Here is a 17,687-nt window from a genome sequence, read left to right as displayed (position 1 = left end):
GCTTTGAGTACAGAAAAAAAACAGATCATTTCCGATATGATTGCCATGGCAAAAGCAGACAATGTGTTGCATGATCGTGAATATGATTTTATCCTTGCAGTTGCAGAACGTTTAGGTCTTTCTAAATCTGACGTAGATGAGATACAAGCCAATCCCTTAAAAGTAAATGTGCTTACAACCGAGTTACAGCGTATTACGCAGTTTCATAGATTACTTTTATTAATGAATGTAGATCAAGAAACACATTTTGCAGAGATGGATGCCTTACGTAACTACGGATTAAAACTTGGGATCCGTCCAGAAGCTATTGAGCAAGTTTTAAACGAAATGGAAGATTATGAAAATCATATGATTCCTTCAGATCGTTTGGTGCAAATCTTCAAGCGTTTCTATAATTAGAGGTAACTTTTTATAGGGATTATCTTATTGCATTCTAGGATTTTATATCTTTAAAGAGAATAAAATCCTACCAGCCATGAAAAAATACTACCTAGTTGCAGTAAGTATATGTATATCTATTACTGCCATTTCTCAAGATCAATCTATTCCTTTACGCGAAAGACATATTGAAATTCAAGAAAATGCCTATATACCAGTTTCTAGAGCAAGCATGCCTAAAAGCCCTGCCTATAATGTAAGAAGTAGTGACTTCTTTACAGCTCAAGTAAATATAGATGAAAACGGAATGAATATCGTGGGAGATGCTGCCAATGAACCTTCTATCGCTGTAGATCCTACCAACCCTGACCGTATTGTGATTGGGTGGAGGCAATTTGATACTACCGCAAATAACTTCCGTCAAGCGGGATATGGTTATTCCTTAGATGGCGGAAACTCGTGGACATTTCCTGGTGTATTAGATCCAGGTGTATTTCGATCTGACCCTGTATTAGATTTTGATGCCGAAGGAAATCTATATTATAATAGCTTACGGAGTAATTTTGAATGCGATGTATTTGCGATACGTGATGGTGGTGTAGTATGGGAAGACCCTGTGCCGGCTAATGGTGGAGATAAACAGTGGATGCGTGTAGATCATAATGAAGGGGTGAATAATAACTATGCCCATTGGAATTTATCTTTTACTACTTGTGATGGTGCTTTTACTAGATCTACAGATGGCAGTGAGAGTTTTGAAACCTGTATTGACGTACCACAAGATCCTTTCTGGGGAACACTAGCAGTTAATAAAGAAAGCATACTATATTTAACAGGTACAAATGGAACAGGATTTGTTGTTTTTCGTTCCTTAAATGCGCAAGATGAAGGAAGTACTATCGAATGGGAAGATGTAGCGCTGGTAGACTTAGATGGACAACTTAATGCAGGAGTTCCTATCAATCCTCAAGGACTTTTAGGGCAAGCATGGATAGATGTAGATATTTCTAATGGCCCTGGCGAAGGCAATGTATATCTGGCGGCTTCTGTGACTAGAAATTCAAATAGTGATCCAGGCGATGTCATGTTTTCTAGAAGTACCGATGGCGGAATTACTTTTGAAGACCCTATTCGTATTAATACTGATGAGAGCACCACCAATACCCAATGGTTTGGAACCATGGCAGTAGCTCCTAATGGTCGTATTGATATGATTTGGTTAGATACCCGTGATGCTCCTGAAGGAACTTTCTTTTCAGAATTATATTATTCTTTTTCTGACGATCAAGGGACCACTTGGTCTGAAAATGAATCTATTTCTGCTTCTTTTGATCCTACTATAGGATATCCGCAACAAAATAAAATGGGAGACTATTTTGATATGGTTTCTGATGATGAAGGCGCTCATATCGCATGGACAAATACTATTAATGGAGGACAGGATGTATACTACACTCGCATTTTTCCTGATAGTGTGCTAAGCATAGACGATGTGAGTACAACGGCCACTGCGATCTCTGGATTTCCAAATCCGTTTACAGAGGCGATCACACTGTCATTTGATACGGCACGTCAAGAAAAGACTTCTGTTGTAGTATATGATATGCTGGGTAGGGAAGTGGCTACTCTTTATGATAAAGAAGCTATTGGAAATCAATCTATCATATGGAATGGAACTTCAGATCAAGGTACTAAAGTAACAGAAGGTATTTATTTTATTACGATCACTACTGGAAATCAACGTGAAGTAATACGGGTGATTAAGCAGTAAAAGATATAATAAGTATGATGTGATTCTGAAACAAGTTCAGAATGACGGAAATAATAAAGCTCCATAGTTTATAGGTTATGGAGTTTTTTCTATGAGAAGATATTCTGGCTGGGTACGCTTTAACGCTTTGCTCTCCCTTCGGTCGTGAATCTCACAAGTTCGATTTCGCGAAAGCGTATATAACAAGAAAACCGAAGCGATGAAACTTCGGTTTTCAAGTAGTAGATAATGCTAAGGAATCATTGGAAGTTAGGTCGTTGCATTATCTCTGAACTATATAAATTGTATGAAGTTCTAGAAAATTCCTCCTCCTTCTTTTTCATCGTTGTCACGACGTTTTCTAGATTTTGCACGGTATTTATTACTTCCTAAACGAAGTGATAAAGCGGCATTAATGGTATTACTTTCCCAGTTAAACTGTATGTTCTGATTAAAAGGACGTGTTCCTGTACCTTGAAACTTCATGGTGTTAAAGATGTCATTGTAATTTAAACTTGCCGTTGCTTTTCCTTTCCAGAAGTTATAACGTGCCCCGATATTAGTCATAAACATAGGATCTACTTCAAATTGGATATTTTCATTTGCTCCTCTATATAAAATGAAGGCAGAGAATGTTAGTTTTTTAGTTGCCTTAAAGTTATTGAACACTCTGAAGTTCCATACCACATTGTCTATTTCAAAGTTGTTGCTTACAATGTCAGTTACCGTAGGGTTTTCTATAGTAGGATCTACTGTTTCGGCAAAAGATTGTTGTGTTTGAGAAAACACATCAAAACTCGCATTAAAACTCCACCAGCTTAATGGCTTATAGTTTGCAGATATCTCCAAACCATATGATGAGGTGTCATCAAAGTTATCATTAGTGAAAATCAAACTATTTAAGTTAGGATCTGTACGGTTATATAATAAGGCTTGATTAATCAAATCTGATACAGAACGATAAAATACGCCAGTAGTAATAGACCCTTTCTCAAGATTACGTGTGTAGTTTACTTCTAATGAATTTGTAAACTGAGGAATCAATGATGGATTTCCAAATGCCGAAATAAGCGGCGTACTAAACTCTCTAATTGGGTTTACTTGTCCAATCCCTGGACGATCTACACGACGACTATAACTAAACTGATATTGGTTCTTTTCAGACGGGTTATACGTAATAAATGCCGATGGATATAATTGTGTATAGTCATTTCCAAAATTACGTAGAACACTATTTCCGTCACGAGAAACGTCTACAGATGGATCTGTGTCAAAGTTTGATAAATCATCAGTAACCACACCATCTTGAAAGGTCTCTCTCGTATCGGCAGTTACATTTACAGATTCAAAACGAAGTCCAAATTGAGCCGACCACTTTTCCCATTTCTTGTTTACAGATGCGTACAGCGAGTATATATCTCTAGCATAATCAAAGTTGGTGCTAGGTGCATTTATAAACGTATTAGGATCTGTAGATAAGTTAAAAGGATTGATCACAAACTGATCTGTAGCTCGGTTAATTTCAGAATCAAATAAACGTGCCTGCGCTCCCGCTTCTAATTTTATAGTTTCTGAGATAGGATTGACATAATCTAAATTAATGGTTGTTCTACTACGTTCTGTGTCTATAAAGTCTACAAAATCTTGTGCTACATTTTCTCCATCAAAAAGGAAGAGTCCATTTTCATCTGCATCAAAAATATTGTGATCTACTTCTAATTCTATAGAGCTTCCTTCTTTAGCAAGATCTAATTTATAATCAATATTATATTGTTGTGATGTATTGTCATTACGGTTATCAAATATTTGACTTACATCATTTGCATCTGTAGGGAAATCTACGATGGTAGTTCCAGTTACAAATCCATTAAATAAATTCTGGTTTGTAAAAACAGAGAGGGTATTTTTATCATTGATATAATAATCTAATCCTACTTTAAATAGGTTGGAATTACTATCGTCAAAGAAGTCAAAGTCTTGAAAGATTTGATCTTGCTCGCGATCTACAAAACCAAAGTTTTTGTTTTTGTTATAGTTACCTCCCCAGCTTCCAAATACATTTACTTTTCCATTTCTGTAATTGATATCAATTCCTGTATTCCATTTTGGATTGTCTTGATAAGTAAATCCAGTATTGATATTGATATTGGTTCCTAAGTTTGCATTCTTATGAAGGATAATATTAATAAGCCCACTCATTCCTTCAGGATTATATTTGGCCGATGGATTTGTAATTAATTCTATTTGTTTAATAGAGGTAGAGGGGATTTGACGTAATAACTGTGCCACAGGAACATTAGATAACTTCCCATCTATCATTACTTGTACATTCTGATTACCACGTAAAGATAAATTTCCAGATTGTTGATCTACTGTTACAGAAGGGAGGTTGTTCATGATATCTCCTGCGGTAGGACCAGAGGTTGTCAAATCTTTTCCTACCGTAATGACTTTACGATCTATCTTTTGTTGGATAGTAGTACGTTCTGCCACAACAGTAACTTCATCTAGACCTGTAGCTTCTTCTTCTAGAGATATAGTACCTAAATCTATAGATCTATTTTTTCTACTTACACTAATAGGAGCACTGTACGTTTTATATCCTATAAACTGAACGGTTACTTTGCTTTCTCCTTCTGGAATTCCTTTAATTTCAAACAGACCATTATCATCTGTAATTCCTCCTGTTATAATTTCGCCTGTTGCGCTCAGTATTGATACTGTAACAAAAGGAAGTGGTTCTTGTAATTGTTTGTCCAGTACTTTTCCTTTTACGGTTCCTATTTTGTCTACTGGGTTGTTTGCATTGGCGTAGCTTATACTACCCAATAATAGCACAAGTGCTAAAAAGAGTTGTTTCATTTTCTGATTGAGTTTTGATTGATGAATGTTGTATGTTAAACATAATACTTTGTATAACATACTATAACTGCACACAACGTCGCAATTATGATAACAAGACGCCTAGTGTATCCTAAATGTTACGAAGAATCTTGACTTTAACATTTAATTTTATTTTTTTTAAGAAATACGATTTTAAAGTACGTTATAATCTAGCTTTACTAAGCTGTAGTAACTGTTTGTTATACCTAGTGTTATAAAATAAAAGGATACCATTTTGTAATGATATCCTTTCTAACTACTCACTAATTAAATTTAGTATTAACCTATTCACTAAAACAACAATTAATAAGAAATTTTGCGTTGTTTGATTTCTATTTGATCAATGAGTTCTAAAAGGGGATTTAGATTATCTGGATTATAGCTCGTTTTGATTACTTGTGTATGACATGGGAGTGTTCTTACTTTTTTAGTTTCTGATACACACGGAAGTTTTATAGAGATATCTGGTGTAATAACAATAAATTTTGTGGTATACCCTTTTTTATTAATACAACGTATAATATCTGTTGCATTCAGGTAAGGAAGATCTGCTTCAATAATAACCAGTTCAGGCCCTAATTTTAAAATATTTCGTAGTGCAACAAATCCATCGTTAGTTGTTTTACAGGTAATATGATATTTAAGAGCGATATGCGCTGTTATAGTATCTATAATACCTTGATTTCTATGTGCAATTACGATGCGATTTATACCTTGCATATGCAAACCTTCGTTTATTTTAGGATTTTAAATCAAGGGAAGTACTCCGAAAAGTACTTCCCTACTCTAAGCCTCCCAACTCAAAAGAAATTAATATCTAAACCATGATATTACCATTTCGATACAGCTAAATTACGTTAAGATCCTTGTATGAGAAATACGAAGAAACACGTATTATTTACGTGGTAATACGTATGTATTAAATGAGTTAAATATTTAAATGAGTTATAAGTAGTGTGATTTTAAAACAAGAAATGGCTGAAGTCCCTGTTTTATAGAATGTTATATGTTGTTAGGTTTGAAGAATTTTTATAATTCTAAAATAACATTCTTATTGGTAAGTGCCCAATTAGTAAGTTGATTAGTACCCCCTTCTATACCTAATTTGCCTATAATATTACTTCTGTGTTTTTCTACAGTTCGGGTAGATATAAATAAACTTTCAGCGATATCATTTGTGGCCATGCGTTGTGCTATTAATTTTAAAATAGTAGACTCAGAAGGTGTTAGTAATTGTAGTTTTTTTAAATCCTGTGATGCACTATTTAAAATAGTACTATTAAAAGATTTACTAAAATATAATTGTCCATTTAAAACAGCTTCAATACAACGTTCAATTTCAAAAAAAGGATCCTCTTTCAATAAATATCCTTGGATTTGTAATGACTTAGCTTGTGTTACATAATCTGCTTCTTTATGAAAGGAGAGCATAATAAAATGTGTATTCACACCTTTGTCTTTTGTCATTTTGACAACTTCAAATCCACTTAATAATGGCATGTCAATATCTAATAAAGCAACATCTGGTTGTAAAGTTAAAATAGCTTCTAGCGCCTGCATGCCATTAGATGCTGCGCTTATTACATTATAATTATTTACAGTTAATTCATCTTGAAGCCCTTTTAGTAGCATAGGGTGGTCATCGGCTATAACAATACGTATATCTTTATTCATTTTGAATGGGTGTATGAAGTGTAACTGTAGTTCCTTCATCTAAAATACTATTAATTTCTATTTTAGAGTGTATAATTTTTGCACGTTCTAAAAGTGTTTTCATCCCTAAGCTTTTGGCACTTTTATATTTTTCGATAAAACGAAAACCTTTTCCATGGTCTTTGATTACTGTTATAATATGTTGTGCATCTTTTTTGATTACCACAGAAGCCGATTTTGTTTCTGAATGTTTTATAATATTACTCAGCACTTCTTGTATGATGCGATATATGTGAAGGCTCACATCTTTATTTAAACAGGTGTCTACATTATCAATTTCAGCAGTAAAGAAAATAGGAGTATGGGCATCAATATCGTTGATTAATGATTGGATAGCTACACTAAAGCCTAATTTTTCAAGAGTAGCAGGATGAAGGCCTTTAAGAATAGCACGTAATTCTTGTAGGGTATCTCCAGTAAGTACATTCAATGCTTTATCTCCGCTAGTTTTTGTTTTTCGCGAAAGCAACATTAACTTTTGTCCTACGCTATCATGGAGTTCTCTAGCTAAACGAGTGCGTTCTTTCTCTTGTCCGTTAATTAATTTTTGAGTAAACCTAGTCTGTAATGCTTGTTTTTTTTGTGCATATCTGCGAGATCGAGCTAACCATACAAATGTAAAAAATGTTAAGAAGCTAATTCCTCCGATAAATATCCATTGATTTTTTAGTTTATTTTTTGAATTTAATTCTGCTATCTGAGCATTTTGAAATTGTATTTCTGCTTCCTTTTTTTCAGTTTCATAGAGGGTTTGATAATACGTAAAGGCTCTTACATTCTGAACTGCTAAAATACTATCACGAAGCTTTGCATACGTTTTATGGTGCTCATACGCTTTACGATCATTTCCGATTTTTTCATAGGCTTTGGCTAGAAATCCTTGTATGGTTGTTGTATTTTCAAAATCTGTATGTTCTTTATTGTTTAATTGATCTTCAGCATAAGAAATAGCAGTTCTATAATCACCTTGCGCATACTCATAAAAAGCCATGGCTTTTGTATAATATGCTCTGTCTAGCCCTTGTGTATATCCTTCTGGATTTGCTTGAATCGTATCGGCTATTTTTTTTGCTTTTGATAAGCTATCTGTAAGTGCATATGATGTTAATAGACCGCTTAGTATTTTTGGCTCATAGCTTTTAAGCTTTGCTTTTCGAACATAAAACAACGCTTTTTTTAAATTATGAATTCTAGTTTTGTGGTCATTGGTTTTGTTATTGTCTATAGCTGCATTAAAATAAACAGACTGTAGCATTCTATAATCATTAGTTCTTTCTGCTAAATCAATAACTTCATTGCGAATTTTATTAGCTTCTTCAAAAAAGCCTATACGACTAAATAGGTTTGCTCTTGAATTACGAGAAGTTAATAAATGAATGGTATCTTTTGTTTGTTCAAAAATAGTTTCGGCTTCTGTAAGTACAGTTGCAGCTTCTGCAAACTTCCCTATGCCTGCTAGTGCATCTGATAAATAATTTTTTGAATTGCCTAGGAGTAAAGAATCATTAGCTTTCTGTGCATATTCACCTGCAGTAATATAGTATGGAATAGAGTTTTCTGTTTTCCCAGCAAAAAAATAACTATCGGCTCCATTCAAATATAATTGTGCAGTAATTGCAGGATCATTAAGGGCTATTTTTTTTGTAAGAAAATCATCAAATAACTGTATGCCTTCTTCTGGTTTTCCAGCTCTGTTTGTCAGATAGAATATAAGATCTGCAGTATGACGACCTGCTACACGATTTTTATTTAATCGTAAAGCACTTTCAATTGTTTTTTGAGCAATAGTATCATATCCAAATTCTTTTTTATTTTTAATTAAATGGGAAAGACTATCTAATAAAGTTAATTGATCAATACCTTGGGTTTGCCCTATCTGTTCTTTTAGCGAAACAACTGAATTTTGTAATTGATTGGTTTGAGCCAAAATAGTATAGCTTATACAAAAATTACATATGATAAGTAAGTATTTCATTAGATAGGGGCTGTCATATAAAGATATTATACTTTTTTTTAAAAACAAAAGAGCTATCATCATTGATAGCTCTTTTTAAAAAACTTTTGAGAAATTTAGTCTCTAATAATTAACTTCTTAACTGTCGTATTTCTATCTGATTGTATTTTTAAGAAATATACACCTTTGGCTAATTCGCTGGTTTGAATCGTTTGTGCATTATTGAAGTTTCTTAGATCTACTCTTTTTACAAGCTTTCCATTTAGATCAATAATGGCTAGCTCTTGTAATTGTGCTTGCCCTTGATACCTTAATGTTACTTGATCGATAGCTGGATTCGGGTATAATGTGATATTCTCATCAAAACTCACTTCTTCCGTTCCTAATACGTCACGTTCTTGGAATACAATAGTAAAACGCTCTGACTGAATTCCATTAGTAGCTATAAAGTTATAATCACTTTCTTTTAAGTTGATGATAGTGTCATTCAAGTTGTCGATTAAGAATACTGGAGTATTTTCTAACCCAATACCTTCCAAGTGATCTATGCTAATGGTATAATTTTCTTCTGTTTCTACCGAAGTAGCAAATCCTAATGTAAGCTCTATCGTAGGATCAAATGCTTCTCTACCTTGAATTGCCAATTGTTCTCCCGTTTCTAAGGTTGTAAATAGCGATATAAAAGTACCTAAACGCGGACTATCATATCCAGGATCAAAACCAGGTGTTGCATTTGGAGTGAAGCCAATTCCTGTTTGTGATGTTGCTTCTTCATAGGCTTCTGTAGTTAGATTTAACCATAATTTGTCAACACCTGTATTTTCAGCATTTCTAAAGTCATCATTGTTTCCAGTTACACGAATACTGTTTGTAAATACAACGGGTGTATTGGCTGCTGCTTGAGATTGAGCTGCTTTGATTCCAAATCCTTGTCCTGATGCCATATATTGCCCAGGTGCTGTTCCTCCGTTAACGGCAGCTACTCCCAATAATGCATTACGCACAGAGATATCATTCATAGAGAAGTTACTGGTTCCAAAACCTGGTAAGTCACTTGTAGGATTGGTTAAGTGATCCCAATAGTATACTTCATTTATGGCATCATTCGCATTGATAAAGGCTTCTACATCAATGGCCGATGCATATGGATTACCTAATAAGTTATAGTTATTAATAGTAGCCGGTCCATTATAATTAATAGGCACTGAAATTGTTCCTGAGTTTAAGGTTCCTGGATTAGATGCGTTTTGTGTATAGGTTAGGGTATAAGCACCATCTCCAACATTAGGAGCGGGTTGGGGGAATATCCATTGTCCTATACCTGCATCTGGTAAGGCAGTACTTCCAGTTACTGGTACAAAATAATCATTATTATCATCTAGGAAATTTTCAGCCCCCATAAATTCTGGAAATGCTCCAAAATCAATAGCAAATGGTACGAAGTTACTAGGAATTACACTAAACACCGCACGGGAGTTTCCATAAACTCTATCTCTCGCTTCAGCAGAAACTGGGCTACTCATGGCCACAAAGTTACGATCGTCTATGATAGGAGTTATTTTCTCTACAGTGATAGCTCCGTTGTTAATTGTCACGGCACTTTCATCAGTTTGTACCACACTCCCTTCATGCAATACATCTAGTGATCCATCTACCGTAAGATCACCTGTAGTCTGTAAAAATTTTCCAGCGGTTACGGTTACTTTAGTACCTGTATTAATGGTACAAGAACATGCTGTGATATCTTCATCTACAATAGCAGTGTCGTAATTAGCAGCAATCACTGCATTCATGTTTCCATCAGGGGTACCATTATCCCATCCCATTCCATTATACGTAGTCACAGGTAGTCCTGCGCAAAGTGCAATAGTTGGAGCGGTACAATCAGGTGTATAATCAAAGATTTGGGTTCCTGCTTCATTCACACAGTCGGCATTTATAAACGTAAATCCAACTAATGGATCAAAAGGACCACAAGCAGTGAAGAATTGATCATCAAAAGGGTTGGTTTCATCAAAACACAAATCTGGAGATACAGCCGAGGCACCATCTAAAAATTGCATTTTTACACGAACTAAGGCAACTGGTGTATTCGCAGGGATGTTCTGCTCAATCATTCCTGCACTTCCATTCTGTTGCCAGATAAAAGATACTTTAGAGGTGGTGGCATCATTTATAAAGAAAGAGTTATAATGAGCTCCAAGAGGAATTACAGTACCCGGTACTACTTCTACAGTTGTTTGCCCTCCTAATATAGAAGTATCCGGACGTTCAAAGGTAATTCCCCCAGAACCATTAATAAGTGTTCCAAAGGCAGTCGTATTATAATCTAAGAAGAACTGTCCTGATCCTTGTGTGTAAGCAACATCACTGGTGATCATAACATCTACTTCATAGAAGTCATTAGCTCCATCATTGGTAATAGCGGCATTGTCAAAAGAGAGCTCAATATTTTGAGCATTCATAGTCATGCATCCTAGAATCATGATTATGCATAGAGTAAATTGTTTCATTTTTAAATTGAATTTATAGTAGGTTAGATTTGAAAAATACATAGCAGAGGGCTTTTTAAAAGTTGAGTGCAAGGTATCACGAGCATTCTGTGTATGAAATACGGGGAAGTACGTATTATATACGTAGTAGCACGTATCTGTAATGCGTTGCCGTAATGTGTGATTATATTTTTTCATTATATAGCTGTTGTGAAGTAGGTTATAAGAAGTACTCAGTACGCTTTAACGTTTCGCTCTTCCTGCGATTGTAAATTTTACAGGTCCGCTTTCGCGAAAGCGTATACTGAATACAACTTCATTTATAACTAACTACTACAATTTTTAATCTTTCTTTATTTTAAAATTGCTGAATACGTCCTGCATTCAATTGAATAAATAATGCAATGTCATCATTCAAGATATTTCCATCCATGTTTGCATCTGCTCCATCATATGTATTGATTCCTCCAGAAACATTAATCGTATTTGTGATATCCGTATTGAGAATATTTCCATCTCCCGTAGCATCTCCTGCATATATAGCAAATATGCCATTCCCCATATCTCTTAAGGCTAATGTTCCTCCATTAGCTACAGTGATATCAGAACTAAAATCCAGCGATGTGTTCATGGATGATAGTGCTACCGTAGTTGCTGTAATCACTCCTAAGTGATTACGATGATTGATCGCTATATGATAAGAATCTTCGTCTTGCTCAAAACTAAGCGAACTCGTACCATCAGTATCTACAACACTCCCATTACGTAATAATAAAGCCGATTGTCCATCTATCACGATGGTGTTATCTGTAGCATCTCTAAGTTCTACAAATACCCAGTCTACGACCGCATTGGCACCTGTAGTATTCAATACCGATGCATTGATCGTTTTACCATCAGTATATGGTGTTGCTAAAGGAACTAAGTTGGCTACACGTAAATCATCACGCATTAAAGATTCTTCACCGGCATTCGGATTGGTAAAGGCTCCTTGCAGATATACAGTTGCACTTACCACTACATCAGAAGCAATGGTAGGGTTAATTGCTCCAAACGTACCATCTTCTGTAGGAGTTGTATCAAAAAGAGATGCGTCAATGACACTACCTGTGTTATCAAAGATATTCTCTGAAGTATTCAATATTTGGAAGAAATCCCCATCACTTGCATCTCTAAAAATAGACACAGGAACCCCTTCAATGTTAGGTAGATCAATGCCTCCAAAATCAGTACCGTATAAGAAATCTTCTGGACAACAAATACCACCATCACCTACACCTACCGCATCTAGGATCAGTCCAAAGGCAGATAGGTCATCTGCTACACCATCATTATTCGTATCAATATCAGTTCCATCATCTGCTCCAGTATCTACCGTACCTGTAAAGGAGGTAGTCAATACCACGGTATGAGTAGGGTTATTTATATTAGGAATGGTAGTGGTTAATAATCCATTGGCATCAAAAGTACCTGAGAAGGTATCGGCGCTCACAACAGTACCTGGACCTGGATCATTATCAAAATCACCTTCTATCACGACAAAGGTACCTTCAAATACGCTTCCAGCAGCACCGAAAATCTCAATAGTTTGCGGGTCACTTGAAGGAGAAAATAGGGGTTGATATTCACTAATTAAAACTGTTGTGAGGTTGTCAGGATCAGGAGAGAGGGTAATATCATTTCCATCACCACCTACGTAACTAATAACCCCATTGTAACTTCCAAAAGATATAGATGCCCCTTCTGGGAATCCATTAAAGGTACCCGATACTGGATTTGCACCTGTATTATTAACGATGATGATTTCGCCAGCTGTTTGTGCTATAAACCCACCTGTAGGTGCTAAATTGACGTTATTTAACGTTACATTTTCTGCTTCTAATGAGTCAAAATCAAATGTACTATCTCCAACAATATAAGGTGCAAACGTAGCTCCCGTATTCATGATAAGATCATCAAAATTATACCTCAGACCGAAAGTACCTCCACCCGGAGAAATCGTCGCATTATCTGAAATGGTGGTTGGCCCGCCGTTTAGGGATGGAAAACCAGTCATAAGCGTGTTGGCTCCAAAGAAATTGGCTTCATTTAAGATATCTACCGTTATATCTCCAATATCGATAGTACCGGTCGTATTATTTAGAAACCCAAAAGTGAAGTTTCTATCAGGTCCTCCTACTGGTAAATCAGTGAAATCACTGTTGAAGTTCGTTATGGTACCTGCCGCGCCGTTATAGGTCACTTTGCCATTAAAATCATTGGTATCTCCATTAAAATTGATGGTCCCTGCATTGTGGTTGAAAATGGCTGTTCCAGTACCATTATTGATATCCATGTCTGCATTAAAGGTACTTACGCTTGTTCCATTTTTGGTGATGAGTGTAAAACCAGGCTCTAAATCAAATTGTGGCGCAGTAAAATAAAATTCATCTACGATGATGTTTCCTAAGAATGTATTAGTAGCATTGGAAAATACAACAAGTGTAAAGGCACTCTGGTCTGCATTAACTGTATTTATTATGTCTATGGCGCCTACCGTATTGAGTTGGTCTAGGGTAGCCTGACTAGTACCATTCCCTTGTAGTATTAAAAAACCTCTGTTAATAATACCCCTTTGTTGAGTTATACCATTAGTACCTTCCAAAAATAGATTGGTGTTGGTATCAGTAATCGTTATGTTACCATCTAACGTAAGTTTTCCTGGATTAGCTATGAAGAAGTTTTGAAGTGGATCTGTAGCTGAAATGGTCACTTCACCCATCGTAAGATTAGCCCCTGCAGAAAAGGTTACTCTGGTCGCACTTAGTGTAACGGTACCACCAAATTCATGACTCGTTTCACCATCATTGATAGCAATTTGTCCCGAACTTGTTAAGCTCGTCGCTCCTGTTACTGTAATCACACTACCCACATCTGTAATTTCTGTAAAACCTGATATGGTTAAACTTCCTGTGTCAATAGCATCTATTGCTATAGTTGCGGTGTTGTCTCCTTGAATATCAACTGCAGTCGCTGTAGAAGCTCCAACGGTCACCGTGTTCGTTCCTCCATCCGTAGTTATTATGATGCCATTTGTAATATCAGCCAAAGCAACCGATACAGAAGTCTCTGAAATTTCTGTAACAGCCCCCGATGTATCTACTGGAGGTGTTAAATTACTTATGGTTAAGGTAGTTCCATCATCAGATAAGGTGATGTCATCGTCAGAGGTAGATCCCACGTCTTCAATAGTCAATACCCCAGCATCTAGACTCACTAAAGTCTCTTGTGTTACCACCGTTACCGTAAATTCACAAATCACTTCATTACCACAAACATCCGTTACTGAGAAGGTGTTTGTTGTTACCCCTTCTGGGAATAGCTCTCCTGAAGCAAGTCCTGCTGTTTGTATTACAAAAACAACAGGGCCACAAACATCGATAGCTTCTGGAAGATCATAGGTAATCATGGCTTCAGTCTCTCCATCTGCTAGTTCAAATACAATATCTTCTGGACAGAGAGTAAGTTCTGGAGCACGTGTATCGGTCACAGTAATAGTTTGTACACACGTACTTTCATTTCCTGCTTCATCTGTAGCGGTCCACGTTCGAGTAATGGTTTCAGTAATGCCACATCCATCTACGACCACATCGTTAAAGGTGACTGTTGCAGTTCCTGCGTTATCTGTTGCGGTTGCGGTTCCTGTTGCAGAAGGATTGGTGTCTACTGTACCATCTACCGTAGGGTCGGTGGCTTCAATATTGATCTGCCAAGTAGCTAAAGTACCTACATCTGCACCAGCATTATCTGCGACTTGTAATGTCCAATTTCCATTAAACGAACTTCCATTGGCAATGATTTCATCTATAAAATCTTTAAAAACATCTTGTTCTTGTATATTTTCAGTTCCTGCCATCGGACGATATGCACAAATACCATCATCTTGACAAATCACGTCATTGTTTTCAAGTCCTCCTTCTCCCATTAGATTGCCATCTACTGCAGCGTCATCACTAAAGATAATCGGGGAACTTGCAGCTAAGTCACTAGATTCGTCCAGTGATTCTGCTATTAAGTTTACTGATTCTCCCCCAGGCGCAATCAAATCAATCTTTAAATCCCCTGTCCATGTATGGTCAATCGCTACATCAACGGTAATATCTAATATTTCTGCACCATCAATAATATCACTTACATTTAATGTACTAGAGATCCCCGTATTATTATTATCGGGAATATTAATGGGAGTGTCGGTACTTGTAGTGGTGAATATACTTACGGCCCCATCAGCACAATCAATAGTTACATCATCTGGACAACTAATTACTGGTGGGGTAGCATCTCTAAAAAGGGATAGATCATTTCCATCACCTCCTACATAACTTAAGACACCTTCATAGTCACCAAAAGTAACGGTGCTCCCTTCCGGCAATCCATTAAACGTTCCAGAGATCGCATCGGTACCATCATTATTGATGAGTATAATTTCAGCTTCATTTGGGAATGCTGTAAATCCTCCTTGTGGTGTAAAATTACCATTGGTGATACTCACTGTACCATTAAGGACTAATTGATCAAAGTTATCCGATGTATCTCCTGTTACATTGGGTGCAAAATTACCATCAAAATCAAAATCTATCGCTCCGTTAATAGTAGTATCTCCTGTTAAAACACCACTTGGCTGTATCACAATGAATGTTCCGCCTACAGTAATGGGTAAGTTTTGTGTATCAATTTGAAAATTGGCAATGCCGATGTCATTAGATGCTCCGCTTAAGGTCAGCGCATTGGCAAAAGTAACATCATTGTCCTGTCCATCCGTACCTATAATGGTAATCCCTGATGTAATACTTGAGAGGGGTACCGTTACGGTTGTCTGATCAGCAAGTAGGGTAGCACCTATCACATTTGGGCTTATTAAGCCGCTAATAGTAAGCGTTGTATCGTCATTAGAAAGCGTTAATTGTAAATCATTTGGCGTCTGTGTATCCGAGATGACCAATCCTCCATCATTGAATAGTATAACATTTGTTTCAGCAATTGTTTCTTCTATGGTCACATCAAAAGAACAGGTAGCGATATTTCCATAAGCATCAGTCACTTCAAACATATTGGTAGTAGTCCCAATTGGGAATGTCCCACCCGATGCGATACCAGAAATAAGCGTTGCTTCTGAAGATTGCCCTTCAATTTGAAGGAGGAATCTTCTCTGTTGGGTTCCACCTAAATCATTCCATCTCCCACTAGGTATCATCACTGCGTAATCCTCATTTCCAGAGTTGTTAGGTTCTCCCGTATTCCAATTTTCATAGCCATCATTTTCAGAACCTGCATACCAGAGAAAAGAGCCTTCAATAAATCGATCTGTATACCCTAATAATACCTCAACATTGGTAGCTCCCGTTACAAAATTTATGGATTCTCTCAACCAATCGTTATGTTCCTGGTCAATAACAGTAACTAAATTACCACCAGCGTCAGATGCTTCGTTGAAACCATTTTCAAGAGCAATAGTATCGTCAGACAAATAATAGTTTCTAATATCTCCATCTGGATCGGTATACACTCCTAAATGTGTAAATCCTGCAGGAGTTTCTGCAGTACAATCAACAACAGTTGGGGCATCATAGGTCACAGTACCCTCGGTATCTCCTACGGGTAATTCCAATACAATATCATCTGGACACGTTACTACAGGATCTTGTCCATCTGTAATAAAGATGGTCGTAGTACAAAATGCGTTTTGACCCGAGGTATCTTGAATGATAAGAGTCACGCTTTGTGGACCTACATCATCACAATCAAAGAAAGTAGGATTGATGGAACGTATGACTACCGATTCTCCTGTAGAAGCGCCACTATCATTACTTACTTGACCAAATGTAATAGTTCGAGTACCATTAGCACCCAAAGCAAATGATCGGTTTTCTCTACAGGTTACATAGGGACTTTGATCTACCCAATCAATACGAAAACGCATATCGGTAGTACCTGTTTCACCAGTATTGGTGGGTACTTGTTCCCAAGTTGTAGAATCTTCACCTACCCAAAATACTTCTCCATCTGGATATTGATCACCACTTGAGAAATCAAAAGATATGTTATCTCCTTGATTAAAAACCATAGCATAAGCATACGTTACTCCAGCTAATAAGTTAATAGTATTAGATAACGGAATATCTGTTTCTATAGAAGGGAAAGGAGAAGTAGAAGGAGAGGTTGGAAATGTAAATGTAAACTGATCCAAAACAGTCGATCCTATTGGATTAGCTCCTTGAGTGATAAAGATAGCCGCAGTTTCACTGTTTAAGTTGGTATTCCAAACCGTAATATGGTCAATAGTACCATTACAATCTGGTGTAAATGTTTGGTAAAATGCATACTGATCACCAGCTATATTACTGCCTGTTGTAGCAGTCTGATTAATATTGTTTGGGGTTCCACAGGTTTGTGCATATGCTGTGGTAATACTTATCAAGAGTGTAAAACATATGATTAAGAGCACTGTATTTTTTTTCATCTTAAAGGGCTTTTTAAA

Annotated in this window: 8 protein-coding genes; 2 read left to right on the top strand and 6 right to left on the bottom strand. The window is 36.4% G+C overall.

Annotated elements, in window-relative coordinates:
• The first annotated feature begins 3 nt into the window (after positions 1 to 3).
• Both CHB80_RS21660 and CHB80_RS21655 read left to right on the top strand, forming a co-directional pair.
• Positions 4 to 399: a TerB family tellurite resistance protein gene (locus tag CHB80_RS21660; RefSeq protein WP_089373613.1), complete on the top strand. Its 396-nt coding sequence runs from the start codon at positions 4 to 6 to the stop codon at positions 397 to 399.
• 76 nt (positions 400 to 475) lie between these two features.
• On the top strand, positions 476 to 2,149 hold the full coding sequence (locus CHB80_RS21655; RefSeq protein ID WP_089373612.1) for a T9SS type A sorting domain-containing protein: 1,674 nt from the start codon (positions 476 to 478) through the stop codon (positions 2,147 to 2,149).
• A 294-nt stretch (positions 2,150 to 2,443) separates the two neighbouring features.
• Here CHB80_RS21655 and CHB80_RS21650 read toward each other — a convergent pair whose 3' ends face one another.
• From CHB80_RS21650 to CHB80_RS21625, 6 genes are all read right to left on the bottom strand, one after another.
• Positions 2,444 to 4,990 (bottom strand): TonB-dependent receptor domain-containing protein, encoded by a 2,547-nt coding sequence (locus CHB80_RS21650; RefSeq protein ID WP_089373611.1) that lies wholly within the window; start codon positions 4,988 to 4,990, stop codon positions 2,444 to 2,446.
• A 324-nt stretch (positions 4,991 to 5,314) separates the two neighbouring features.
• Positions 5,315 to 5,731 carry an ANTAR domain-containing protein gene (locus CHB80_RS21645; RefSeq protein ID WP_089373610.1) on the bottom strand — a complete coding sequence of 139 codons (417 nt, stop codon included), beginning with the start codon at positions 5,729 to 5,731 and terminating at the stop codon, positions 5,315 to 5,317.
• A gap of 309 nt (positions 5,732 to 6,040) precedes the next feature.
• Positions 6,041 to 6,685, bottom strand: coding sequence for a response regulator (locus CHB80_RS21640; RefSeq protein WP_089373609.1), 645 nt, complete (start codon positions 6,683 to 6,685; stop codon positions 6,041 to 6,043).
• The gene (locus CHB80_RS21635) at positions 6,678 to 8,699 is read right to left on the bottom strand and encodes an ATP-binding protein (RefSeq protein WP_179218240.1); all 2,022 of its coding nucleotides are present in this window, start codon (positions 8,697 to 8,699) and stop codon (positions 6,678 to 6,680) included. Before CHB80_RS21635 ends, CHB80_RS21640 begins: the two co-directional genes overlap by 8 nt.
• Before the next feature lie 95 nt (positions 8,700 to 8,794).
• Positions 8,795 to 11,191, bottom strand: a complete 2,397-nt coding sequence (locus tag CHB80_RS21630) for a T9SS type A sorting domain-containing protein (protein ID WP_179218239.1) — start codon at positions 11,189 to 11,191, stop codon at positions 8,795 to 8,797.
• Between the two features lie 337 nt (positions 11,192 to 11,528).
• Positions 11,529 to 17,669: an HYR domain-containing protein gene (locus tag CHB80_RS21625; protein ID WP_089373606.1), complete on the bottom strand. Its 6,141-nt coding sequence runs from the start codon at positions 17,667 to 17,669 to the stop codon at positions 11,529 to 11,531.
• Positions 17,670 to 17,687 lie beyond the last annotated feature (18 nt).

The organism is Dokdonia pacifica (assembly GCF_900188275.1).
GTDB classification, from domain to species: Bacteria; Bacteroidota; Bacteroidia; order Flavobacteriales; family Flavobacteriaceae; genus Dokdonia; species Dokdonia pacifica.
This window is presented reverse-complemented; position numbering and strand designations above follow the sequence as displayed.